This window comes from Brevibacterium sediminis, assembly GCF_013623905.1.
Classification (GTDB): domain Bacteria; phylum Actinomycetota; class Actinomycetes; order Actinomycetales; family Brevibacteriaceae; genus Brevibacterium; species Brevibacterium sediminis.
In genome coordinates, this window is record NZ_JABKDD010000010.1 from 39828 (window position 1) to 64750 (window position 24923).

The window sequence follows — 24923 nt, forward strand, 5'->3', positions numbered from 1 at the left end:
AAGGCTTCGCTCTTCGACCCAGCCTCGATCAAGGCGCAACTCAGTCCTCGAAAGGCGCACGGGTCGACGTCTGCGCTCTGCCTTGAACGAGCCTCCTGGGGGCGTCGACTGCTTGAGCACGGCCCCGATTCCGAGCGGGTCGGCGCATCAGGGGATCACCGCGATGCCGACATAGCTCTGCCCGTGCGGTCCGGTCAGAGCGACAGCTTGGCCGTCGACGCTGAGCACGAATCGCCCATCGGGCTCGATCCCGAGTGTCTCGAGCTGAGCGCGAGTGTCAGGCAGAACGCCGGCGCCCTCATTGCTGATCCACACGACGTCGTCGCGCGATTGCATGAGCGAAGCGAAGCGGGCACGCGCCTCGGCGTCGACATAGGCCAGCACCGCACTGTGGAAGACGATCGGTTGGGTCCCGGCTGGCACCTCGGCAAGCAGGGTTTCGACGGTGTCGAGCAGGTCGCCGCGGACGAGGTGCGGGGGATCGGCGGCCGCGACCGAGGCAGCGGCGAGGAGGCGCTCCCGTCTCGACTCATGCTCCGGCCAGATCAGCGAAGTCAGCCATTCCCGCTGGTCAGCATCGGTGATATCGAGAGGATTGAGATCGATTCCGGCCCGCCACGCGACCTCGGGGAGGTGGTCCGGGACCGTGGAGTTCGTCAGTACGCATTCGAGCACGACCGGGCTCGGACCGTCCGCAGGGTCGAGCGTCGCCGACTTCTCGGAATCTGAACCGGACGACCCGGCCGCCTCGGTGACGGTGAATCGGTAACTGTACCGGTCAGGGTAGAGGCAGAGCCCCGCTGAGGCGCCTACCTCGATGAGTGCAAGCGGTCCTGGAACCCGTGCGAGTGCTGGAAGGAGCGTCGCGCAGCGACCCGCCTCATTCGTCTGGGTCGACCGGGCGAGCATGAGCTCGCGGACCTTCGCCCAGTGATCAAGCAGCCATGCACGCAGGTCAGCATAGGAGCCTTCGCCGGCGCCGAGGTGGCGGGCTGCGCCGAAGAGCAGATTGGCCTGGCGCTTCGGTCGGGGCAGTTCGAGCAGGAGCGAGAGAATCTCGTCATCCGCGGCGACTCCCTCGGCCCATGCGGTGTAGATCGGGGAGGTGCCGGCCGCTTCGAGGCGGGCGAACTTGCCGTAGTAGTCGCGTAGAGTCTCGGCTTCGAGTTCCGTCATCGGCTGCATGTCGCCCTCCTCGCAATGGTATCCGCGCCTCAGTGACTTCATCGTACTGACCAGTTGCCCGACGGCGAGCGGGCAACCGAAACGTCGTTCAAGGCGGAACGCGGATGTCGAGTCGAGCACGGTTCGACATCCGGGCGCCGGCTTGAACGAGCCGATTGAAGTCCCCGTCCCGGTATTCGGTACTTTTGCTGCGAACGCTAGGTCAGCCGCCCGCGCTGTCGTAATGTGTTGCCATCATGCGCCGACGACCATGTTCGCGGCGCATCCCCGCGCCACCACCGTGGCCCGACTTGATCGAAGGAGATCCCATGTCATCCGAGGTGAGCCCGCCGACCAGCGGACAGACCCCCGCCGATTCGGCACTGGAGAAGAGGACCCTGCGCAAGGTCCTCATCCGTCTCATCCCGTTCGTCATCGCGATGTACTTCATCAACTACCTCGATCGGACGAACATCGGCATCGCCGGACCGGGCGGAATGAACGAAGACCTCGCGATGAACGCGACCCAGTTCGGGTTCGCCGCAGGCATCTTCTTCTTCGGCTACCTCATCCTCGAAGTGCCCTCGAACCTCGCTCTGCACAAGTTCGGCGCCCGCATCTGGCTCGCCCGCATCCTCATCAGCTGGGGCGTCGTCGCCGCGGCCATGGCATTCGTGCCCAACCACGGCTGGCTCTACGTGCTGCGGTTCCTTCTCGGAGTCGCCGAGGCGGGATTCTTCCCGGGCATCATTCTCTACCTCACGTACTGGTTCCCGACCTCGATGCGCGCGCGGGCCACGGCTCTGTTCATGCTCGCCATCCCGCTCTCCAGCGTCGTGGGTTCGCCCCTGTCGTCGTGGCTGATCTCCAGCGGCAACTCGATCTTCGAGAACTTCGCCGGCTGGCGCTTCATGTTCATCATCGAAGGCGTGCCCGCCGTTCTCCTGGGCATCATGTGCATCTTCTACCTCACCGACCGCCCGCGGGACGCGAAGTGGCTGAGCGCCGAAGAGCGCAACTGGCTGCAGTCGACGATGGACGCCGAGGAGAAGAGCAAGGAAGAGACCTTCCACTACCCGGTCCGCCGGTCGCTGCTCCAGCCCCGCGTCTGGGCCCTGTCATTCGTCTACTTCGGCATGGTCTACGGCCTCTACGCCATGAGCTTCTTCCTCCCGACGATCATCGCCGGCTTCCAGGAGTCCTTCGGCGTCGAGTACTCGATCGTCGAGATCGGCCTCATCACGGCCATCCCCTATGTCTTCGGTGCCCTGGCCATGTACTTCTGGTCCCGGCACGGCGATCGCACGGGTGAGCGTGTGTGGCACGTGGCCATCCCGCTGTTCATCGGCGGTGTGGCGATCCCCATCGCCCTCTACCTGTCCTCACCGTTCACCACGATGATCGCCGTGACGATCACCTGCATGGCGATCTGCGCCGCCCTGCCGACCTTCTGGCCGCTGCCGCAGACCTTCCTCGCCGGTGCCGGTGCCGCCGCGGGACTCGCGCTCATCAACTCGCTCGGCAACTCCGCGGGCTTCTTCGCCCCCTACATCACCGGTTGGCTGGCCGATCTCACCGGCACCCAGAATGCCGGCATGTGGGTCGTCGGCGCGGCCATGGTCGCCGCCGGCATCGTCACCCTCATCCTCCGGGCCGCACCCGCTCCCGATAATCTGGACGTGATGAAGTAACGGCCCGCCGTCCGCCTTCGACCCACCGATCCGAGGAGCAGAATTGACGACCCCGACGTCCACCGCACCCGACTTCCCCGCCCTCGACCCGGTGGCGCTCGACGACCTCGCGGCGAAACTGAGTCCGGGTGCGCTGACGACTGACCCGGATGTCATCGACGCCCACTCGAGCGACGAGGCCCTGTTCTGCCCGCGCGAGGGGGCGATCGCCCTGGTCAGGGCCGCCTCGGCGGAAGACGTCCAAGAGGTCATGGCCTTCGCCAGCGCACATCGGGTGCCGGTCGTCCCGCAGGGGGCGAGGTCCGGGATCTCGGGAGGCGCGAACGCCTCACCGGGAGCGATCCTGCTCAACGTGTCGAAGATGAAGGACGTCGTGGCCGTCAACGAGGCCGAACGTCTCGTCACCGTCCAACCGGGCATCATCAACCAGGACCTCAAGGACCACCTCGCCCCGTTCGGACTGTCCTACCCGCCGGACCCCGGATCGGTGGCACTGTCATCGATCGGTGGGAACATCGCAACGAACGCCGGCGGACTCTGCTGCGTGAAATACGGTGTGACCAGGGACTACGTGCGCTCACTCAAAGTCGTACTCGCCGACGGGACCATCACCACGCTCGGCCCGCAGACGGCCAAGGGCGTGGCCGGACTCGATATGCGCCATCTCTTCATCGGCTCCGAAGGCACCCTGGGCATCGTCGTCGAAGCGACGCTGCGCCTCGTGCCCGCCCTGCCCGAGCCGTTCACCGCGATCGCGACCTTCCCGGATGAGCGCAGCGGACTGCAGACCGTCGCCGACTTCATGGCCGGCGGCGGGGTGCCGAGCCTGTTCGAATTCCTCGACGGGGCCAGCCTGCGCATGCTCAACGACTACGGCGACTTCGGCCTCGACGGCGATGCCGGGTCGATGCTCATCATGCAGGTCGACGACAACCCGACCGATGCGGAGGCCGCGATGTCGACCTTCACCGAGGTGGCCCAGCGCTGCGGTGCCCTCGACGTCGCGTACTCCGACGACCCGAGCGATTCCGCGGCTCTCATCACCGCCCGGCGGATGATCCAGCCGGCCTACGAGAAATTCGCCAACGCTCACGGCGGCGGTCAGCTGCTCGACGATGTATGCCTGCCGCGCACCGCCGTGCCCGAATTCTGTGACCGTCTGGCCGAGCTGCGGTCATCATCCGGACTCGAGATCGCCCTCGTCGCGCACGCCGGCGACGGAAATATGCACCCATCGGTGTTCTTCGACTCCGGCGATGCGGCCGAGACGGCGAAGGCCGAAGGGGTGTTCGCTGAGATCATGCGCGTCGGCCTCGAACTCGGCGGCACGATCACCGGCGAACACGGGGTCGGGTTCCTCAAGCGCGCTTGGCTGCCGAACGAACTCGACGAAGGATCACGACGGATCCAGCTGGCCGTGAAGAACGCGCTCGACCCGCTGGGCATCCTCAACCCAGGGAAGATGCTCGCCGAGATCTGAACGCAGTCGGGCTGTCGCTAGTGCACGCATGCGCCGTGGCGGCGCGCCCCCGAAGCAGGAGGCCGGCGGTCTTTCCATCGTCAGCCGGTGGCGAGCTCGCACAGGGCTGTGACCGCTTCCTCGATGAGTTCCTGCTGCGGGTGGCCCGGATCGCTGATCGCGTGGATGAAGCGGATCGGTTCGGGCGCCGCCAGCCGGATGATGGCCACCCCGGGAGGCAGGGGTTCGACACCGAGCCGCGGGAGGATCGTCAGACCCAAACCCCGACTGACCATGTGCAGGGCAGTGGCGAAGCTGTGAGCCTCGTGCTTGAAGTGCACCGCCACCCCTGCACGTGCGCAGGCGTCGAAGAGGATCGTCCGACACGGACCGTCGCCGGTGTCGTTGTCGATCCAAGGATGATTCTCCAGCTCGTCGAGGCTGACCTCCGGACGCGAAGCCAGGGGGTGATCGTCGGGCACTGCGACCACATACGGATCCTCGGTGAGGAAGTGGCTCTCCACCTGCGATGGGAACACGGGATCCTCGGAATCTGCGATCACGACCTGGACATCGGAGTGGAATTCGTTCCAGGGGCCCTCTGCCAGGTTGAGCTGCACGGCGACATCGGGATGGCGGTTCTCGAGGTAGGAGACGAGTTCGGGCATCCACTGGGTGCCGGCCGTGCCGAAGTACCCGATCGACAGGCGTCCGATCCGATTCTCATGCAGGTCCGAGATGCGTTGGCCCAATCGCCCCGAGCTCTCGAGCACGGAGTCGACGTCGGACATGATCGCCGAACCGGTGTCCGTCAGGCACAGGCCGCGTCCCTGTCGCTGAAACAGAGTCAGACCGGTCTCCTGTTCGAGAATCTTGAGGTGATGGCTGACCGCAGACGGTGAGAGACTGAGATGCTGTGCGGCGGACCGGACGGACCCGGTGAGTGCGACCGATTTGAACGACTTCAGGTGGGCAACGTTGTACACAGTCGAACCGTACGCACATCACGGACAGTTGTGCAATAGTGTGCGCTTTTCTTTCACGATCATGCGACGAATAATCGTTCCTATGAACAGATCAGCCCTCAGTCCTCGAGTCGCGAGTCCGAATCCTCACCAGATGACAGCGCCCCGCGTCCTGCCCTGGATCGCTGCCCTGCTCACCATGACGTTCTGGGCGTCATCATTCGTCGTCATCCGCGATGCCGGCGAATTCTTCTCACCTGGTCCGATGGCGCTGCTGCGCGGCGCGTCCGCGGCTGTGGTGCTCTCCGCGTGGATGCTCTTCCGCCGCCCCCGATTCCCCTCCGGCAAGGTCGTCTGGCTGATTCTCGTCCTGTGGGGAGTCGCCTGGTTCTCTGCCTACGTCGTCGTCCTCAACGCTGCGGAACGGTCGATCGATGCCGGAACCGCCTCGATGATCGTCAATATCGCACCGCTGATCATCGCCGTCTTCGCCGGCCTCGTCTTCGGAGAAGGGCTGCCGAAGCGCCTGCTCATCGGCATCATCGTCTCTCTGCTCGGAATCGGGCTGATCACGGCAGCCAGCTTCACCGGCTTCTTCACCGTCGGCGGTCTCGTCCTCAGTCTCGTCGCCGCAGTGCTCTACGCCGCCTGCGTGCTGCTGCAGAAGCACTTCCTGTCCGGAGAGGACTCGGTGACCGTGACCTGGATGGGAATCCTCATCGGCGCACTCGTCAGTCTCGTCTTCGCCCCCGGCCTCATCGACGAGGTGGCCACGGCACCCATCGAGATGACGCTGCAGATCATCTACCTGGGAGTCGTACCGACCGCTATCGCCTTCAACCTCTGGGGATATGCGCTCAAGCATCTGCCGGCAGGTCTGCTCAGCTCTTCGAGTCTCCTCGTCCCCGCGATAGTCGTCGTGATGGCCTGGATCGTTCTCGGAGAGGTCCCGCCTCCGCTGGCCGCAGTGGGCGGTGTGCTCTGCCTGGCCGGGGCGGCTGCCGCGATCGGGCCGCAGATCATCGGAGCTCTGCGACGGTCGCCGGATCAGCCCTCGGCCTTGCCCTGACGCCAGTAGCCCATGAATGCGATCTGCTTGCGGTCGACCCCGACTTCCTGGACGAGGTAGCGGCGCAGACGCTTGACCGGTCCGGCCTCTCCGGCGATCCAGGCATAGAAGGGGCGGTCATCCTTCTCCGTCGCACTCGAACTGCCTTGAGCCGCCTCGGTGAGGGCCGCGGGAACGTCCCAGAGGATCTCTTCGTCGATGTTGACATCGTCGAGTTCCCGGACCTGACCATCCGGCCCGCCGGCCGAGCCTGCCGCTCCGGCTCCGACGGGGATCCGGGTCTCCGACCGCACCGCCTCGCGGACGGCAGGTTCGAGGAGCTGACCGAAGTCGGCCTCCCCGCGCGACAGCCATTCGATCTCGAAGCCGGTGGGCGCGTTGATATCGATGATGTCCTCGGCGCTCGGGACTTCGAGAACGGCCTTGCCCTGCGCCTGGCTGTCCTTGAGCGAATCGAGGATCGAGGCGATGGCGGGCACAGCCGTCTCGTCGCCGGCGAGCAGGATCTGGTGGGCATCTCCCGGGGCGAACTCGATCCCGGCGCACGGAGTCTCCGAGGCACGGGAGGGGCCGATGATATGGAGGCGGTGGCCCACCTCGGCGGCTTCGGCCCACTCGGCCGCCGGACCCGAGTGGCCGTGCTCATCGGTGTGGAGGACCATGTCGATGACGAGTCTGCGCTTGGCATCGTCCCATTCGCGCACGGTGTAGGTGCGCATCGCGCCGCGCTCCTCGGGGCTGACCTGCAGCCAGGCCTGGTACCAAGACACTCCAGCGGCTTCCTGCTCGGTGAGGAATGCCGGCAGATCGAACTGCGGCGCAGCGGCACGCTGAGGAGGGATGACGAGTTTGATCCGCAGATCACGAGGGTGGGTGTTCGGGCCGAATTCCTCGAGTCCCGCACCCCCGAAAGTCACCCGACGGAATGACGGGCTGAGGTCTTCGACGGCGAGGACCTCTGCTTCGAAGGCACCGATGGGGGCTCGTGACACTGATTCTCCTTCGCATCCCCAGGACCATGTGGCCGTGAGGGCGTCCCCGCGGGGACGCGTTGTGTTCGTGTGTGCAGCTGTCGTGGATATGTCAACATCCGCAACGCTACTCTACTCTAATTTAGTAAGGCTAGCCTTTCCAAATAGTGCTACGGTGGTCCCGGCGTCACTACAGGCGCACCAGTTCCGTCCCTGCGGGGACGCCCACCGAAAGGCTCTCGATGCGTCGTCGTCAGCTCCTTGCCCTGTCCGTTCTCGCCCCGTTCGCCCTCGTCGGCTGCCGCGGCGAAGCCGATGGCGATGCGGGTGACGGCGCTACCGGCACTGCGGGCAGCGTCCCGAACTTCACGTATTCGCCCGAAGGCTATGACGGGCTGACGATCGAACTCGACCGCCCGGCGAAGCGCATCGCCGCGGACTTCTATTCGGCAGCCGGACTCGCGCAGTACGGAATCACGCCGGTCGCGGTCTTCGGGTTCGGACAGAACGAGTCCCCGGGCAAGTCCTTCGACTCGGAAGGAGTCGAGGTCGTCGGCACCGATATGGAACTCGATATCGAGGCCCTCGCGGTTGCCGAGCCGGACATCCTCGTCGCCTACGGCAATGAGGCCGGCGACGGGTGGACCTGGTGGGACGAGAAGGTGAAAGGCCAGGTCAGCGAGCTCGTGCCGTTCGTCCCGGTCAAACTCGGCGGGCAGGGTCCCGACGCGATGTTCGCTCAGTACGCGGCCATCGCCGAGGCGCTGGGCAAGGACACGGACACCGGCGCCATCGCGGACAAGCGGAAGGCCTTCGACGACGCTCGGGCACGCATCCGCAGCGTGGCGAAGAAGCAGGACCAGCTGACAGTGCTGCTGGCGAACTTCACCGCGGAGATCAACTACACCTCGAACTCCTTGGGCATCGCCGAGATGCTCAACGAGGACGGGCTCACCCTCGTCGGCCCCGACGCCACAGGAGAGAGCAGTTGGGCAGAAGTCTCCTGGGAGAAGATGTCGGACTACCCGGCCGACGTCGTCCTCGTCCACGACGCCTCGACCGACTACGAAGACAACCCGGTGTACAAGAGCCTGCCCGCAGTCAAGGAGGACCAGCTCGGCACCTGGGACGACAAACGCGCCTACACCTATGACGGCTACGCGAAATGGCTGAACGAACTCGGCGACGTCCTCGAATCCGCGAAGAAGATCGTCAAGAGCTGAGGCCCGCACCCCGCCGGGCTACGATCGGTGCATGACCGACCTGCCTGACGAACTCAGCACCGACGAGATCATCCGATCCCTCGCATCGGGTGCCCCGACCACATGGCTCCGCTCCACCCCCACCGAGGCGGCCCTGCCCGACCTCGGCGACGTGATGGATTTCGCGGCGGCCCGGTTCGACCGCTTCGCCCCCTGGTTCGCAGAGACCTTCCCGGAGACGGCGACCGTTCCAGCCGAGCTCGCATCGGCGTTTCCAGACGTCAGCGGCGGAATGATCGAATCGGCTCTGGTTCCGGCGCCTGCGGCGCAGCATTGCCTCGACGGTCTGTTCGGATCCGAGCTGGGCGGACGCCTGTGGCTCAAACGCGACGACTCCCTGCCGGTGAGCGGGTCGATCAAGGCCCGCGGCGGCTTCCACGAGGTGCTCGAATTCGCCGAGGCGGTCGCCGCCGAGCACGGGCTCGAGGCTCTTGATCCCGCCACCTATTCGACTCTTGAGTTTCGTGCGATCGCCGCGAACCACCGCATCGTCGTCGGTTCGACGGGCAACCTCGGGCTGTCGATCGGGATCCTGAGCGCTCGCCTCGGATTCGCCGCCTCGGTGCATATGTCAGCCGACGCCAGGGAATGGAAGAAGACGATGCTGCGCGACCACGGGGTCGACGTCATCGAACATGCCGGCGACTTCGTCGAAGCCGTCGAGGCCGGCCGTGCCTCGGCCGAGGCCGCCGAAAACACGCACTTCGTCGACGACGAGGACTCGAAGAGCCTCTTCGCCGGATATTCGGTGGCTGCCCTGCGGCTGGAGCGCCAGTTCGCGGCCGCAGGTGTGACCATCGACGAACAGAATCCGCTCACCGTCTACCTGCCGTGCGGAATCGGAGGCGGCCCCGGGGGAGTGACCTTCGGGCTCAAACGGGTCTTCGGCACTGCCGTGCGCTGCGTCTTCGTCGGACCGAGCCAGGCACCGGCGATGTTCCTCGGCGTGCGCTCCGATCGGCACAGCGGCATCTCCGTTCAGGACATCGGGCTGTCCGGAGCCACCGCGGCCGACGGGCTGGCGGTCGCCCGCCCCTCACGCTTCATCGGACCGATGATCGGGCCGCTCATCTCCGGCTTCGCCGCGGTTCCCGACGAGGTCATCCGCGCGGGAGTCGGGGTGCTCCATGAGACCGAAGGCATCGATGTCGAACCCTCCGCTACCGCCGGGCTGACCATTCCGTGGCGGATGGGCGACGCGGCGGCTCGGTCCGCGACCGGCGTCCACCTCGTGTGGCTCACCGGTGGGGCGATGGTCCCCGGCGACGAACGCGCCGCCTACGTTGACGAAGGACTGGGACTCGTCAAACGGATCAGCAGCCCCGCCTCGGCGATCTTCGTCGACTGAACGGCGTGCCCCGGGCCGGGTCACGCTGCCTCGGTCACCAGTCCCATGGGTCGTCGTTGACGGTGATGACGATCTTGCCGTCGACGATCTCGGCCGTGCCGTTGAGGTCGAAGGTCACGGTGTCATCGAAGGGTTCGGACTCGTCGAACATGTCGTAGCTGCCGGTCACGAGCGCCTCACCGGAGGTGTCGGAGGAGATCAGCCACGCCGGACCGCCGTTCGGACCGGTCGCGTCCTCGGGGTTCGAATACTGGTCGGCACCCATGGAGTCATCGGCGACGGTCACCGTCGGATACGACGAGATCGACCAGGTGAGGCCGGTGGCGTCATAGCTGTCGGCCAGCGAGGATCCGAACGGGCACCCGTCGGGCTGGGCGACCGTCTTCTTCGCGCAGCTGTCGATGAGGGTCTTGACCTGTTTGTCGACCTCGCTGCGGAACGCGTCCGAGGGATGGGCGGCGAGCAGCGGCGTGTCCTCACCCTCCATGTTCGGGTCATCGCCGAGGAACGCCCGCACCTCGACCGCGTCTGCGGTGATGAGATCGGACTTCTCGGCCAGGTCGATCGTGTAGAGACCGGGGAAGGCCGGCAGGGACAGTGTCGACCCGTCGCTGTCGACGTCGATCCCATTGACCTTGACCTTTTTGAGGCCGGGAGTGTCGACGGTGAGAGTGAGCAGGTCGGGACTCTTGAGCGCCCAGTCGTCGAAGAACAGCGCCTTCTTTCCGGCTTTGTGCAGGGTCAGCGTGCTGTCGCCCTTGGAGCCGCCGACGTCGTAGGTGACCGCGACCGTCGCCGTGTCTCCGGAGATCTCGGCATCCTCGACGGTGACATCGTCGGGCAGTGCCTTGGAGCCGCCGAGGACATCGTTGGTCAAAAGGGTCCGTGACTCCTGCGGAACGTCGACGTCGGCGACCTCGAGGGCACCCTCGGCGTCACCGTCGGAGAGCTCCGAGAAGTACTTCTCCACCGTCGCCTCGGGACCGAACATGTGCCCGTTGAGCTGGGTGACGACGATGAGTGCGGCCACAAGGAGGAGGACGGCACCACCGGCGACGACCGATACGAGCGTCGTCTTCTTCTTGTCGAAGGGCTTGGCCGGGCCCGCGTACGGCTGCGGCGCATACATTCCCTGCGGAGCCGAGTTTGACTGCTGCCCGGCTGAGCCCTGCGGCGTCGAATAGGCCGGCTGGTCGGCGACACCCTGCGGGTAGGCATAAGGCTGCTGGTCGGACGGGGTCGGATGCTGCTGCGGACCGACCGGACCAGAGAACTGCTGCGGACCCTGCTGGAGATGGGGCGGCTGGCCCTGCGAGTCGAACGCATTCGGCGATGCGGGCGGGCCCTGATGGCCGACAGGTCCCTGCGGTCCGAACCCGCCAGGGTCGTGCGGTCCGACTTCGCCGGGGCCGGGAGCAACCGGCGGTGGCGTCGGGGCGGCGGCTCGAGCCAGATCGGGATGGATGAACGCGAACTGCGGTTCGCTCATGCCCAGGTATGGTCCCCAGTGCGGGTGCACGGTCCGTCCGGCGGCGATCCGCGCCACGGCCGGGAAGGTGAGGGCGAGTCGCGGGCCGAGGGTGCGCGAAAGCACCTCGATGATCCCGCCCCAGAGGGCGAAGATGAGGAACGTCCAGGCAAGGGGGCCGATCCCCGCACGGGCCGCACCGGAACCGCCGAAGAACATGGCCGCCTCGGCGGATCCGGACATCGACAGGTTCGCGGGGATGGCCAACAGCGACAGCAGACCCCAGACGAGGCAGAACGCCACAGGCAGCTTCCACGCGCTCGACCACTGCTGCTTGTCCTGCTCGATCACGGTCCAGGCCGGACGCCGGGTGACGGTGGCGACGATCGTTGCGATCAGCACGGCGGCCACGACGACGAGCAGGCCCAGCCACAGCAGCCCGGGAGCCTCGCTGCTGAACATGGTGAGGCTCTCGGAGAAGGTGTCCGAGTACAAGCCCAAGTCGCCTTGGGCGGTGGCGCTGATTCCGCCGAGGTGGGTCAGCGACGTGAGGATGAGGCCCATGTTGACGAACGTCAGCGGCACCAGCTGACCCGGCATCTCGACTGACAGCGGCAGGACGAAGAGCGCGACGATCGAGAACACGGCCACGGTGAGGGCGAGGTGGATCCAGGTCACCAGCAGAGGCGGAACAGCCCAGCGCAGGAACGGTGCACCGATCGCCTCGGTGCCCTTGAAATGTCCGGCGACACGACCGGCGATGCTCGTGATGAGGATGACGAGCATCGGCAGGAAGAACGATCGGATGGTGACCGCCGAGAAGGTGAAGGTGAACGATCCTTCCTCTTCGAAGGCGGAGGCGCGGGCGGCGAAGATGACCTGGAGGAGGAAGAGCACGAGCGTCATCGCCAGGGTCGCGACCCCGATGCGGATCCACGTGGACATTCGGTTGGGTGCGGGGGAGCGGCGTTCGCTCAATTTCGTCATCCACCACAGCAGACCCACGGTGACGATGGTGACCACCAGGGGTGCGCCGGTGGTGAAGATGCCCAGTTGGGCGTTGAAGGTGTCAGGGGCGTTGATGTCCAAGCGCAACGCCGCCGAACCGAACAGCGACAGAGCCATGAGGATGAACGGCAGGGCGTAGTTGAGGCTGTCGAGGTTGAGGCCGGTCTCCTCGGTCAGCGAGTCGAATTCCGACATCGACGTGAGGATGACGGTGAGGATGATGGAGACGATGATGCCGCCGAGGAGGGCGATCCCCGGCGGGATCAGGGCCGTTTTCCACGTCGCTCCCTTTGCCAGCGCCGAGGCGAATTTCGACTTCGGGGCATTCGCCGGGTAGCCCGGTGGTGCGGGGTAGGGCACAGGACCGGACTGGTAGGGGCCCTGCTGGTGAGGGCGTTGCTGATAAGGCACCTGCTGATAGGGCGTCTGCTGGTAGGGGGCTTGTTGGTAGGGGTCGACTGTCTGCTCGGTGGTGGGCGTGCCGTCTTCCGGCGGCGCCCAGCGAGCGGTCTCCTCGGTGGCCTCAGAATCCTGAGCTGCAGGATCATCCGAGGTCTCGGCGGCGTCCGGAACCTCGTCTTCGGGACTCTCCTGGTCCTCGGCGGTCTGATCCTTCGGATCCTCGGCAGCGGTCGGTGTCGTCTCGTCGGATTCGTCGTGCATACCCAGTCCTCAAGTGCAGTTGCCCGACAGCTCCGCAATGTCATTCACATCTAAACAATCAACTGAGCAGATCAAGCATGTGTAGTTCACAACTTATATTAGGCTGTTAATGCAAGAGAAGTTCTATATTGGGACTTTTTCTGAAATACGGCGTGATCGATCTGGAGTGACGGATGAGTACGAACCCTCCCGGGCGTGGGGATGAGAACGAATGGGACGTCAACGACCGGTCGGGAAGTCAATGGTCCTCGCAGCCCGGATCCCAGCCGGGCAATGGATGGGGCACACCTCCGCCGCCGCCTCAGTCACCTCAGCCGCAGCGTCCCTATATCCAGACCCCGCACTCGCAGAGCGGACCGCCTCACCGCAACGGTCAGCCTCCCCACCAGCAGAGCGGACCCTCCCAAGGCCAGGGCGCCCAAGCCTTCCCTGTCGGCGGCCCAGCTGCCGCCGCTGGAATGCATCAGCAGCCCGGACAGCCCGCCTACCAACCGCCCCAGGGCTACGGTCCGGGACCGTATCAGCAGGCCGGACCGCCTGCACAGAAGAAGCGCGGCGGGCTGATCGCGCTCCTTGTCATCGTCGGCATCGTCCTCGCCGGAGGCATCGGATGGGGAGCGGCGACGTTCTTCTCGAAGGACTCCGAGGACCCCGCCAATGTCGCCTCCACCGATGAGCCGACGGACGCCGCCAGTGCTGACGGATTGGCCACAGCCAGCTCAGCGCCCGAACCCACCGAGGCAGAATCTGCACTCCCGGATGACCCGAAGAAGGCACTCAAACAGCTCGCTGACACCGACGGGCAGACAGCGAAGAGTGAACTCAACGGCAAATGGGTGCCGCAGCTGAGCTCAAAGCGAGTCGGACTCGAAGCCGAAGGGAAGACCTGGGACGAAGAATCGATCCTCGAGGAATTCGAAGGACTGCGCGAAGAGTTCCCCCGTGTGAAGCTCCTCTGGTCCGGTGATTTCAACAGCTTCAAGGAAGACAACTTCTGGGTCACCGTCGTCGGCATCGGCTACGACGATCCCGAAGACGCCCTGTCCTGGTGCTCATCGCACGGTCTCGGCCCCGACAGCTGCTATGCCAAACAGCTCAACACCTCCGGCGGCCACGACGGAACGACCCGCCTGCAGGACTGAGACTCCCGAGCCGGTCCGTCCGGTCACACCCGCAACCGGCGGCTGAATGATGGGCCGCCGGACCGGCTCAGGCGTGGGCGCGCCGCCGGTTGTTCACCGCGAACACGGCAATGCCGATGACGAGCCAGACCGCCCCGATGACCAGGGCCAGCGGGTTTGCGCTGACGAGCACTGCGATGAGCAGACCGGCGCCGATGACCGGAATGACGCCGTGGTTGAACCAGTTGGGAGTCTCGCTGCCCTGCTTCTTCACGAGGAAGTATCCGACCACCGAGGCCTGAAGGAAGATGAACGCCGTCAGCGCCCCGACGTTGACGATCGAGGTCAGCTGGTCGAGACCATCGGCACGGGTCGCCGCCCACCCGGCCACGATCACATTGCCGCCGGCGGCCACGAGTATTCCCTTCCACGGAACACCGGTCTTCGGGGCCACCTCGGCGAGGAATTTCGGCACCTGACGGGATCGTCCCATGTCCATGAGGATGCGGGAGCCTGCGGCCTGACCGATCATCGCGGAGAACGCCGCGCCCACGGCCTTGGCCAAGGCGAGCAGCCAGTGCAGCCACGGGCCGAGAGTCGAGTCGACGGCGTCGTAGTAGGCGGCTCCCTCGAGCGCGGGATCGGCCTGCAGGTTCGCCGGAGTCAACGGTGAGAGCAGACTGCCCACCCAGGTCTGCGCGACGAAGAAGACACCTGCGAGCACGAGGCAGATCAGCGTGGCACGGCCGACGATCCGCGGCCCGCCCTTGGCCTCCTCGGAGAATGTGGCGAGCGAATCGAAGCCGAGATACGACAGGACAGCCACGGACACGGCAGCGAGCACCGCTGTCACGGAGAACGCATCGACCCCGGTCAGCGGGGTCAACCATCCCCGCGTCGGCCCATGCTGGACGAGGTAGGCGATGCCGAGGACGAGGACCAGGGCGAGGACGGCCACCTCGGCGAGGACGACCCCGGTGATCACGCGGGAGGCGACCTTGACCCCGGCGAGATTGAGCCCGGTGGTGAGGATGACGGCCACGGCCACGAACACCCAGACGGGCAGCGCGGGGAAGATCGAGTTCAGAGCGATCCCGGTGAACAGATAGGCGACCGAGGGGATGAAGAGATAGTCGAGGAGGATCATCCAGCCGGCGACGAAACCGGCCGGTTTTCCGATTCCCGCCGAGGCGTAGGCGAACACCGTGCCCGCGCGGGGAACCTCCCGTGACATGCGCATATAGCTGACCGCGGTGAAGGCCATGACGATCGTCGCGACGATGTAGACGAGTGCCACGGCCCCGCCCGAGCGGGCATCGAGGGTGCCGAATACGCCGACTGCGGCCGCGGGACCGATGAAGACGAGTCCGAAGAAGACGAGCTCGCTCAGGCCGATCGTCCGTTTGAGCGTCCCACCTCTCACCGAGGCGGCCGTGTCCTCGGGTGCGGAAGTCCGAGTTTCGTTGTCGACCTGGTTGGACCGATCATCGGCGGTCATATCGTCCATCGTGGTGCCCGTCTTTCGAAGTATGTGCTTCAACTCTACGCGCAGGTCATGGCGTGGTTTCGAGTCCCCGATAGGATCGGGGGAGAGGAAGGAGGCCCGGATGACGCATCACCCGCAGATGATCCAGCCCGGTGGGTTCCCGTCGGGAGGTGTGCCTGCGAAGAAACCGTCCGTGGTGCCGGGAATCCTCCTCATCATCGCCGGAGTCCTCGGTCTCGGGGTGGGGCTGTGCATCCTCGTCATCCCGATGTTCCTGTTCCTCCTCGGAGGCGGCGGCAACGTCGACGCCTTCGACGATTTCGCCTCCGGCTTCTTCATCACCGGTTTCGTTGTGGCCGTGGTTTCCGTTCTGGTGCTGATCGCCGGGATCGTCCTCACCACCGTCGTCGCGCGGAAGCGGCGTCGAATGCGACCGCAGGTCCGGATGGTCAGGCCTCCTGGTGGGCCGCCGTTTCAGCAGACTCCCGGAGGACCTCCAACGCCGAGGCGATGATCGGCTGAGCGCCCGAACCGCGGCGGATGCCCGAGAGGATCTTCCGTGACGGCACCGGATCACCGCGCAGCGGCACGCGCACCACATCGAAGCCGTCCGGCAGGCGTGCCAGGCGAGGAATGAGCGCGACCCCGAGTCCCGCCGAGACCAACGACGCACCCGTCTCCCACTCCCGAGACTGATGGGCCTGTCCCGGTTGGAAACCGGCAGCCGCACACGCCGTGCGCACCAGACGGTGATACGGTGAACCCGCCCGGTCGAGGATCCAGGACTCCTCGGCGGCCTCGCTCAACGCCACAGCTGACTTCTCTGCCAGGCGGTGTCCGACGGGAACCAGCAGATCGAGGCGATCGCTGAACAGTGCCGACTGCTCGAAGCGGGGATCGCTGCGCGGCGGCAGCGGGTCGGTGGCCACGACCACGGCGACGTCGGCATGGTCGGAGATGAGAAGGTCGAAGCACTCCTCGGGGTCGGCTTCGATGATCGTGACCTCGGCGCCCGGGAATCGCTCCATTACCGTCAGGGCTGTCGGTGGAAGCAGGGCGGCCGCGGCAGTGGAGAAGCCGCACAGTCGCAGCCGTCTGGTGCGCGTATCTCGACTGGTGCCGAGGCCGTCGAGCTCGCCTCGGATCTCCTCCCACCTGGTGAAGAGCTCCTGAGAGCGCTCGAGGAGGAGCTGACCGGCGCGGGTGAGGACGAGTCCGCGACCGCGCGGTTCGACGATGCGCACGCCGAGATCTTTCGACAGGCCTCTGAGCTGGTGGGATACGGCCGAAGGGGTGTATCCGAGGCGGTGTGCCGCCTCGGTGAGAGTGCCGACTTCGGCAAGGACCCGAAGGACGTGGAGACGCGGATCGATCATGCAATAGTATTGCACGTTTCGGATGAAGAAGATTCGCTTTTCTTCAGCAAACCTCTGGTGGACACTGGGGGCAGGAGCACGAACTCCACGGTCGCGGTCGGCGAAGGGGCCGACAGCAGGCGCGGCCGAGACACGACGAGGTGGTGGACGAATTGACTCTGGCGCCAGAGCAGAAGCGGACCGATTCCAGCACGAGCGGACCCGCTGGGTCGGGTGCGGCTGCCGGATCGGGCGGGCACGGCAGGACCGATATCGACCGGCTCATCGACGAACGTGTGCCCGGCTATTCGCTGGCGGCGCCGTTCTACATCAGCCCGGAGTTCTTCTCCCGCGATATCGAGGCGATCTTCGCCTCGACCTGGATCTTCGTTGCCTCTGCTGCCGAAGTGCCCGAGCCCGGTGACTATCTCACGGTCGACATCGGAGCCTACTCCGTCATCGTCATCCGCGATGACGACGGTGAGATCCGTGCCCACCACAATGTGTGCCGTCACCGGGGGACTCGGCTGCTGGGTGACCTGTCCGGATCGGTCGGCAACATCGTGTGCGGTTACCACCAATGGACCTACACCCCTGCCGGAGAGCTCATCTCTGCAGGCGTTCAAGCTCCCGGCTTCGACCGGAGCTGCTTCTCTCTGCGCTCGGTGAACCTCCGCGTCATCGGCGGGCTCATCTTCATCTGCCTCAGCCCCACCCCGCCCGATGACATCGACGAGGTGGCCGAGGTCATCGAGCCCTACCTGACCGGGCATGACATCGCCGGGACGAAGGTAGCTGCGCAGAGTGACCTCATAGAGGACTCGAACTGGAAGCTCGTCATGGAGAACAACCGCGAGTGCTACCACTGCGAAGCTGGCCACCCGGAGCTGACGTGCACGTTCTTCCCCACCTACGGCTACGAACCAGACGAGATTCCGAAGCGATTGCAGCCGGCGTACCAGCGGTACCTCGACGCCGAGGATCAGCTTCATGCCGACTGCGACCGCAACGGCCTGCCGTATGCCCTCGTCGAGGAGCTGAGCGGACGGCCCACCGGATTCCGGATCGAACGGGCAGCTCTCGACGGAAAGGGCGAGTCGTACACGATGGACGGATCGGCCGCCTCGGCGAAATTATTGGGCGACCTCGACACCTTCGTTCTGGGCCGGGCCTCGCTGCACGTGCAGCCGAATATGTGGTTCCACGCGATGGGCGACCACGTGGTGACGTTCAGCCTGCTGCCGTTGGCCGAGGACAAGACGCTGGTGCGCACGACCTGGCTCGTCCACGCCGATGCGGAGGAGGGCGTCGACTACGACCTCGACAACCTCACGACGGTGTGGCTCAAGACGAACGAACAGGACGCGACCTTCTGCGAACGCGGGCACCTGGGAATCTCGTCGCCGGCGTACGTGCCGGGCCCCTACGCACCCACCGAATCGCAGGTCGACGACTTCGTCACCTGGTACATCGAACGGCTCAAGGCCCATAGAGAACAGCGAACCGTGCAGTTGGAAGGAGCTGAGCGACGATGAGGTACCGCCATTCGACATTCGCCCAGGCTGCATCCGCGCCCGTGGGCAAGGCGACGTTCCGAGTGCCCACTCGGGGCAGTCGACCCGCAACCGCGGCCGCTGCCCCGCCGGTCTTCGATACGGCAGTCGAGCCCGCGCTCGCCGCGTCGGTCGACCGGGTGCCGGCAGAATCAGCTGGCCCCGTGCTCGCCGAACTTCAGCTCGATCCCGAACTGCTCACCGGCCCCGTCGAGGTCACCGGCATCACCCAGGTGACCCACGATGTCAAGACCTTCGAGCTGCGGGCGGGATGGATGACCGCGGTCGATTTCGCCCCGGGTCAGTACGTGACGATGCGCATCCCCGAGCTCGGCCTCGAGCGCTGCTACTCGATCTCCTCGGCGCCCTTCGGCACGAACATCTTCACCATCACGGTCAAGCGCGTGGCCGGGGGAGCGGTATCGACCCATCTGCATGACAACGTGCGGGTCGGCGATCGGCTGCACGTGGACGGACCCTACGGGCTGTTCAGCACGAGCTTCCATCAGGCCGAACGTCACCTCTTCCTCTCCGCCGGCTCCGGAATCACCCCGATCATGTCGATGGTGCGCAGCCTGCTGGCCCGACAGGGAGGGTTCGGCACCGACATCGTCTTCGTCCACAGCGCCTCGACTCCGCTCGACATCATCTTCCGCGCCGAGCTCGAACAGCTCGCCGAGGTCGCCGGAGTCAGCGTCACCATCCTGTGCTCCAGGGATTCCGAGGTGGAGACGTGGGCCGGTCGGCGGGGTCGGATCGATGCGTCCACCCTCGCCGAGGTGGTCCCCGACGCGGCCGACCGCGAAGCCTTCGTGTGCGGGCCGGGTCCGTACATGGACGCGGTGCGGCCCCTGCTCGCCGAGGCGGGGGTGGCATCGGCGCGGATGCATGAGGAGTCGTTCGTCTTCGCCACTTCACCTGCCGATCGTTTGGCCAAGGCCGGTGCGAGAGCCAAAGCTGCCGGAGTCGGCGTCGTCGGCGGTACTGGAGTGAGCCACGTCGTCGAGTTCGCGGTCTCCGGGCGCGTGGTCGACTGCGATGAGTCCACGACCGTCCTAGACTCTGCTCTGGACGCCGGATTGTCCGTGCCCTCATCCTGCTCGGAAGGCGCGTGCGGAACCTGCAAGTCTGTGCTCATCAGCGGCGAAGTCGAGATGAAGCATGCGGGCGGAATCCGTCCGAAGGAGATCGCCGCAGGAAAGTTCCTGCCCTGCTGCTCGACTCCGCTGACCGACATCGTCGTCGACAGGTGAGCTGCCTGCTCAGTGCTTGAGCTTCGTCTCCTTCAGCCCGTAGGTGCCCAGCACATAGGGTTCGAAGCCGACGACATCCCGGCTCATTCCGTACAGTGCTCGCTGGTAGGCGATCGGTACGATCGGGGCCTCGTCGGCGACCTGCTGCTGGATCTGGGCGTAGAGCTCGTTCTGCTTCTCCGGATCCTCTTCGGCCACGGCCTCCTCCGCCCATTTCTCCACCTTGGGATTCGCGTAGCCGGAACGGATTCCCGAGTCGTCGGTGACGGCGAGGAAGTTGATCATCTGCGAAGTGTCAGAAACGTCGGAGGTCGCATAGCTGACCTGAACTTGGAAGTCGCCGTTCGTGCGGTTCGTCGTCAGAGTCGCATCGTCGAGCTTTTGGACGTGAACGGTCAGGCCGATGTCCTGCCACGCCTGCTGGGCGATCTGCGCCAGCAGCTCACGGTCGGCGACACCCGAGGGAATCTGGATGGTGATGTCGATTCCGTCTGGATGATCCGACTCCTTGACCAGCTGTTTGGCCTTCTCCATGTCGAACTGGCTGCTGTCAACCTTGTCCGCATGACCGGCGAGGCCCGGTGAGATGAACGAGGTCGCGGGCTCGGCATAACCTGCGTAGACCACCTCGACGATGGACTTGCGGTCGACCGCATACGACATGGCGCGGCGCAGCTTGGGATCGTCGAGTCCCTTCTCCTTGTTGTTGATGTTGAAGTAGAGGATCTTCGTCGAGGTGAACGCCTGGGCATTGATGTCCTGTGAGCGCGAGAGCTGACTCATGCTCAGCGGTGCAGGTTCCTGGTTGATATCGGCCTGACCTCCTTGCAGCTGCAGGCGACGAGTGTTGTCATCGGCGACGACGTTGAAGGTCACGGAATCCAGTGAGGGGACGCCGTCCTCCCAGTAGTCCGGATTCTTCACCAGTTCCAGGCTCTGTCCTTTATTCCAATTGCCGACCTCGAACGGCCCGGTGCCGTCTGCGTGCGCTGCCATGTACTCGGCGTCGTGTCCGCCGAAGTCGTCAGGGTAGATCGATGCGGCGAACAGCGCCATATAGCTGGGCAGGGGACCCCACGGCTGCTTCAGGTCAATGCGCACCGTGTGGTCATCGACTTTCTTCACGTCTTTGATCGGGTCGAATTCGGCTGCCCAGAGATTGTTCTCATCCTCCTGGTCCCGCGCATAGTTCAGGGAGAAGACGACATCGTCGGCGTCGAGGGTCTTGCCGCTGTGGAATTTCACTCCCTCACGCAGGTGGAAGGTCCAGGACATCTTGTCCTTCGATTCCTCCCAATCGGTTGCCAGACCCGGTTCGACCCCGGACCCGTCGGGTTTGTTGAGCGTGAGAGTCTCGTAGACCTGCTGCAGCGTCCAGATGTCTTCATTCTGGGTCGTCGTGGGTGGCAGCAGAGTTGTGGCATCGGCGGCGCGAGCGAAGGCGAGGTCGCCCCCGGGCCGGGCGGTCTTCTCTCCTGATGAACTGCACCCTGCGAGGACCAGGAGGCAGGCGCAGAGCGCGGCAGTCACCGCTGCGAATCTCTTGGCCATCACCCTTCCCCTCTTCGGATCCGATCGAGGTAAGCGCTGTCGAAGGTGGGTATCGCCTTCAGCAGCGTCTTCGTATAGTCGTCGCGCGGGGACGTGAAGATCTCCTCGGTGGTGTTCTCTTCGACGAGACGTCCGTTGTGGATGACGTAGATCCGCTCGCACAGCTTCTTGACGACCGCCAGGTCATGGGAGATGAAGAGGATCGACAGGTCGAGTTCCTCGCGCAGTCGGGCGAAGAGTGCGACGATCTCAGCTTGAACACTGACGTCGAGGGCGGAGACGGCCTCATCGGCGACGATGATGCTGGGCTCGACGGCAAGCGCTCGGGCGATCGCCACCCTCTGCCTCTGCCCTCCCGACATAGCGGTCGGGGTGCGGTCGAGGAACTCCGCGGGAAGCCGCACCATCTCCATGAGCTCCGCACACCTGGCCCACAGGGCGGCACCGGAGGCGAGACGGTGATGGCGGATCACCTCGGCGAGGGTGGCCCGCACTGTATAACGGGGGTCGAGGGAGGCGAAGGGGTCCTGGAAGACCATCTGCACGATCCGCCACTGAGCGCTTGTGCGCTTCTGTGCGAACTCCCGACCGTCGACGCTGACCTTTCCGTCGAATTCGCGCTGGAGTCCGCAGATGACTCGGGACAGCGTCGACTTCCCCGAACCCGATTCGCCGACGAGTCCGACGATCTCGCCCGGGCGGACCTGCAGGTCGGCGGAATCGACCGCGGTGAAGGCGCGGTCACCACGTCCGAAGGTGACGGTGACGTTCTCGGCGCGCAGACCGCGAGCCGGTGCCGGCTGAGTCTCGGTCATCGTGTCTCCTCGGCAAGGCCCGCATCGTCAACGCCCTCATCGATTCGCGGAGTCGCTGTCAGCAGTCGACGCGTGTACTCCTCCTGGGGATCGTCGAAGACCTCCTGCAGCACACCGTGTTCGACGATCTGCCCGTCCTTCATCACACTGATCGACGAGCACAGCTGAGCGACGACCGCGAGGTCATGGGTGACATAGAGCAGACCGAGGCCCTCGTCCTGCTGCATGGTGCGGAAGAGATCGAGCACCTGCGCCTGGATCGTCACGTCGAGCGCCGTCGTCGGTTCGTCGCAGAGCAGAACCTGCGGCTCCTGCGCCAACGCCGCCGCGATCATCACGCGCTGACGCATTCCACCCGAGAGCTGGAACGGGTAGTGCCTGGCTCTGCGGTCGGGATCGGTGATGCCGACACGGTCCATGAGCTCGACGGCGAGGTCCTGAGCCTGCTTCTTCGACAGTCCTCTGCGCTCGGCGATGGCATCGGTGATCTGACGGCCGACCTTCATCACCGGGTTGAGCGCGATGGCCGGTTCCTGGAACACCATCGAGATGCCGGTGCCGCGGATGCACTGGTCGAATCGTCCGCCCGGCCCGGAGCTGAGGATATTGCGACCGTCGAACCGGATCTCTCCGTCGACGACGGAGGCGCCGGGCGGGAGCATTCCAAGAATGCTGCGCAGCGTCATCGACTTGCCCGATCCCGATTCACCGACGAGACCCATCGGCTCACCGGCCTCGAGGCTGATCGACACGTTGTCGAGGATCCGACGCCGTCCGGCCTCTCCGTCGATGTCGACGGTGAGGGAGTCCACTTCGAGGATGGGCATGGTCACCTCTTCGGCTTCAGTGTGTTCGTCAGTCCGTCGCCGATGAGCGCCAGCGCGAAGGACACGATGACGACGGCGAACCCCGGCCACAGGATGAGGCCGTAGTTGCCGGTGCCCATGTACTGCTGACCGTCATTCATCATCTGACCCCAGTCGGCGGTCGGCGGGACGATGCCCATGCCGAAGTAGCTGAGGGTGACGACGACGCCGATGTTGAGCACGATGTCACTCATCGCGTAGATGACGCCCTGGCTGACGGTGTTCGGAATGATGTGGCGGGTGAGGATCCGGGGAGTGCTCAGCCCCGAGGCGCGGCAGGCGGAGATGAACTCCTGCTCTCTCAGGACGAGCACCTCGCCGCGGACTATGCGGGCGTAGGCCACCCAGGACACGGCGCTGATGGCGACGAAGATGCTGCCCATTCCGTTGCCCATGACGAAGACGAGCACGATGACCAGGACGTAGAACGGGAAGGCCGAGACGATATCGGCCAGGCGCATGATGACGATGTCGACCCAGCGACCGAAGTACCCGGCCAGCGAACCGAGGGCCGTACCGAGGATGAAGGGCACGATGACGGCGACGACAGCGACGATGAGGTCGACGCGACCGCCGTGAAGGAAGCGGGAGAGGACGTCGCGTCCGAGCTGATCGGTGCCCAACGGGTGTGCGACCGAAGACGGGGCGAAGGTGTTGAGCAGGTCCTGCCGATTGGGGTCGTCGGTGACGAAGAGCGGTCCGACGGCGAGCAGCAGCACCATCGCACCGAGAATGAACGCACCGATCCACAGCTGCAGATTGTGCCGTCGCAGGAATGCCGGCAGGGGAAGCGTGAACCGCGCGGTCGGCGTCGCTCGGGACGCAGTGCCGCCGCGAGTCCGCGGCGGTTTCCCGTTGGGGCCACCGGCACCGGTCGCCGTGGGGGAGGCCATCGGTTCGCTCATCATGCCCCCAGCCGCACGCGTGGATCGACGATGCTGTAGACGACATCGGTGAGCAGGTAGACGAGGACGACGAGGACACCGAAGATCACTGTCAGCGCCTGCACGACGTCGTAGTCGCGAGCGAGGACGGCTTCCATGAGGAGTGAGCCGACACCGGGGATCGCGAAGACGTTCTCGACGACGAGGGCACCGCCGACGAGGTGACCGACCTGGATGCCGAGGATCGAAACACCCGTGATTCCGGCGTTGCGGAAGGCATAGTCGATCACCGTCCGCTTCCTGCTCAGTCCCTTCGACAGGGCGAAGTTCGTGTACTCGGCCGACATCGAATCGTTCAGTGCCGCCGTGAGGCTGCGGATGAGCACGGGGCAGATCGTCAGCGCGACAGCGAGACCGGGCAGGACGAGGGAGTAGAGGTGCTCTCCGAAGTTGCTGCCGTAGCCGCCGACCGGGAAGATGCCCAGGTTCACCCCGAGGACGAGGATGAGCAGGGTGCCGACGAAGAAAGCCGGCATGCCCTGGACGGTGGCGGCGAAGACCCTGGACACGATCGCCGAGGCGGCAGATCGTTTCGCCGCCACCCACAGTGACAGCGGGACGGAGATGACGACAGCGAACACCAGAGACACGAGCATGAGCAGCAGGGTGGCCGGCATCCGCAGCTTCAGCAGCTCGAGGACGGAGGTCTGGAAGATGAATGACTGTCCGAAGTCACCGACGAGGAGGCCTGCGAGGAACTGGAAGTACTGGATGATCATCGGTTCGTTCAGGCCCCAGGCCTGACGAAGCTGAGCGACGTTCTCCGGAGTGGCTTTATCGCCGAGGTATGCGGCTGCGGGATCGCCGGGAGCCAGCTTCATGAGGATGAAGGACAGCGTGGCGACACCGAGGACGATCGGAATCATCAGCAGCACACGCCGGAGGATGTACTTGCCCACACCCACCCCTTC

General features: G+C 65.3%; 20 protein-coding genes. 9 read left to right on the top strand and 11 right to left on the bottom strand.

The genetic code is table 11. The features are described 5' to 3' along the window. Positions 1-147: 147 nt before the first annotated feature. Positions 148-1185, bottom strand: a complete 1038-nt coding sequence (locus HK108_RS13380) for a DUF2332 domain-containing protein (protein ID WP_181271862.1) — start codon at positions 1183-1185, stop codon at positions 148-150. 308 nt (positions 1186-1493) lie between these two features. Here HK108_RS13380 and HK108_RS13385 point away from each other — a divergent pair, with 308 nt between their 5' ends. Beyond that, on the top strand, positions 1494-2855 hold the full coding sequence (locus HK108_RS13385; RefSeq protein WP_139467539.1) for an MFS transporter: 1362 nt from the start codon (positions 1494-1496) through the stop codon (positions 2853-2855). A 43-nt stretch (positions 2856-2898) separates the two neighbouring features. Next, positions 2899-4335 carry an FAD-binding oxidoreductase gene (locus HK108_RS13390; RefSeq protein WP_219922418.1) on the top strand — a complete coding sequence of 479 codons (1437 nt, stop codon included), beginning with the start codon at positions 2899-2901 and terminating at the stop codon, positions 4333-4335. A gap of 80 nt (positions 4336-4415) precedes the next feature. On the opposite strand, the gene HK108_RS13395 is transcribed toward HK108_RS13390, so the two are convergent. Further along, on the bottom strand, positions 4416-5300 hold the full coding sequence (locus HK108_RS13395; protein ID WP_181271863.1) for a LysR family transcriptional regulator: 885 nt from the start codon (positions 5298-5300) through the stop codon (positions 4416-4418). 133 nt (positions 5301-5433) lie between these two features. Here HK108_RS13395 and HK108_RS13400 point away from each other — a divergent pair, with 133 nt between their 5' ends. Then, on the top strand, positions 5434-6348 hold the full coding sequence (locus tag HK108_RS13400) for a DMT family transporter (RefSeq protein WP_181271864.1): 915 nt from the start codon (positions 5434-5436) through the stop codon (positions 6346-6348). Here the strand turns inward: HK108_RS13400 and HK108_RS13405 are convergent. Continuing rightward, positions 6327-7340 carry a siderophore-interacting protein gene (locus HK108_RS13405; protein ID WP_181271865.1) on the bottom strand — a complete coding sequence of 338 codons (1014 nt, stop codon included), beginning with the start codon at positions 7338-7340 and terminating at the stop codon, positions 6327-6329. The genes HK108_RS13400 and HK108_RS13405 overlap by 22 nt on opposite strands. Before the next feature lie 221 nt (positions 7341-7561). On the opposite strand from HK108_RS13405, the gene HK108_RS13410 reads away from it, so the two are divergent. Both HK108_RS13410 and dsdA read left to right on the top strand, forming a co-directional pair. After that, a complete protein-coding gene (locus HK108_RS13410) occupies positions 7562-8542 on the top strand; it encodes an ABC transporter substrate-binding protein (protein WP_181271866.1) in 981 nt (326 codons plus the stop codon). 31 nt (positions 8543-8573) lie between these two features. Next, positions 8574-9929, top strand: a complete 1356-nt coding sequence (dsdA, locus tag HK108_RS13415) for a D-serine ammonia-lyase (protein ID WP_181271867.1) — start codon at positions 8574-8576, stop codon at positions 9927-9929. A gap of 34 nt (positions 9930-9963) precedes the next feature. Here the strand turns inward: dsdA and HK108_RS13420 are convergent, their stop codons facing one another. Further along, positions 9964-13068, bottom strand: a complete 3105-nt coding sequence (locus tag HK108_RS13420) for a hypothetical protein (RefSeq protein ID WP_229664140.1) — start codon at positions 13066-13068, stop codon at positions 9964-9966. Between the two features lie 173 nt (positions 13069-13241). On the opposite strand from HK108_RS13420, the gene HK108_RS18925 reads away from it, so the two are divergent. Beyond that, entirely contained in the window at positions 13242-14210 is a 969-nt protein-coding gene (locus tag HK108_RS18925; protein ID WP_229664141.1) for a flagellar basal body-associated FliL family protein, read from the top strand. Positions 14211-14277: 67 nt separating this feature from the next. Here the strand turns inward: HK108_RS18925 and HK108_RS13430 are convergent, their stop codons facing one another. Continuing rightward, positions 14278-15696: an APC family permease gene (locus HK108_RS13430; RefSeq protein ID WP_229664142.1), complete on the bottom strand. Its 1419-nt coding sequence runs from the start codon at positions 15694-15696 to the stop codon at positions 14278-14280. 100 nt (positions 15697-15796) lie between these two features. Here HK108_RS13430 and HK108_RS13435 point away from each other — a divergent pair, with 100 nt between their 5' ends. Beyond that, positions 15797-16189 (top strand): hypothetical protein, encoded by a 393-nt coding sequence (locus HK108_RS13435; RefSeq protein WP_181271868.1) that lies wholly within the window; start codon positions 15797-15799, stop codon positions 16187-16189. Here HK108_RS13435 and HK108_RS13440 read toward each other — a convergent pair. After that, on the bottom strand, positions 16125-17051 hold the full coding sequence (locus tag HK108_RS13440) for a LysR family transcriptional regulator (protein WP_181271869.1): 927 nt from the start codon (positions 17049-17051) through the stop codon (positions 16125-16127). The genes HK108_RS13435 and HK108_RS13440 overlap by 65 nt on opposite strands. 152 nt (positions 17052-17203) lie before the next feature. Between HK108_RS13440 and HK108_RS13445 the strand changes: the two genes are divergently transcribed. Then, the gene (locus tag HK108_RS13445; protein ID WP_258233346.1) at positions 17204-18565 is read left to right on the top strand and encodes an aromatic ring-hydroxylating oxygenase subunit alpha; all 1362 of its coding nucleotides are present in this window, start codon (positions 17204-17206) and stop codon (positions 18563-18565) included. Then, positions 18562-19836, top strand: coding sequence for an FAD-binding oxidoreductase (locus HK108_RS13450; RefSeq protein WP_181271870.1), 1275 nt, complete (start codon positions 18562-18564; stop codon positions 19834-19836). Before HK108_RS13445 ends, HK108_RS13450 begins: the two co-directional genes overlap by 4 nt. A 9-nt stretch (positions 19837-19845) precedes the next feature. Here the strand turns inward: HK108_RS13450 and HK108_RS13455 are convergent, their stop codons facing one another. From HK108_RS13455 to HK108_RS13475, 5 genes are read right to left on the bottom strand one after another with little or no spacing between them, the layout of a single operon-like run. After that, positions 19846-21387 carry an ABC transporter substrate-binding protein gene (locus HK108_RS13455; protein WP_181271871.1) on the bottom strand — a complete coding sequence of 514 codons (1542 nt, stop codon included), beginning with the start codon at positions 21385-21387 and terminating at the stop codon, positions 19846-19848. Then, entirely contained in the window at positions 21387-22202 is an 816-nt protein-coding gene (locus HK108_RS13460) for an ABC transporter ATP-binding protein (protein WP_181271872.1), read from the bottom strand. Before HK108_RS13460 ends, HK108_RS13455 begins: the two co-directional genes overlap by 1 nt. Beyond that, positions 22199-23029: an ABC transporter ATP-binding protein gene (locus tag HK108_RS13465; protein ID WP_181271873.1), complete on the bottom strand. Its 831-nt coding sequence runs from the start codon at positions 23027-23029 to the stop codon at positions 22199-22201. The genes HK108_RS13460 and HK108_RS13465 overlap by 4 nt, the downstream gene beginning before the upstream one ends. Positions 23030-23031: 2 nt before the next feature. Further along, positions 23032-23961: an ABC transporter permease gene (locus tag HK108_RS13470; RefSeq protein WP_181271874.1), complete on the bottom strand. Its 930-nt coding sequence runs from the start codon at positions 23959-23961 to the stop codon at positions 23032-23034. Between the two features lie 11 nt (positions 23962-23972). After that, entirely contained in the window at positions 23973-24911 is a 939-nt protein-coding gene (locus HK108_RS13475; protein WP_139467525.1) for an ABC transporter permease, read from the bottom strand. Between the last annotated feature and the right edge of the window lie 12 nt (positions 24912-24923).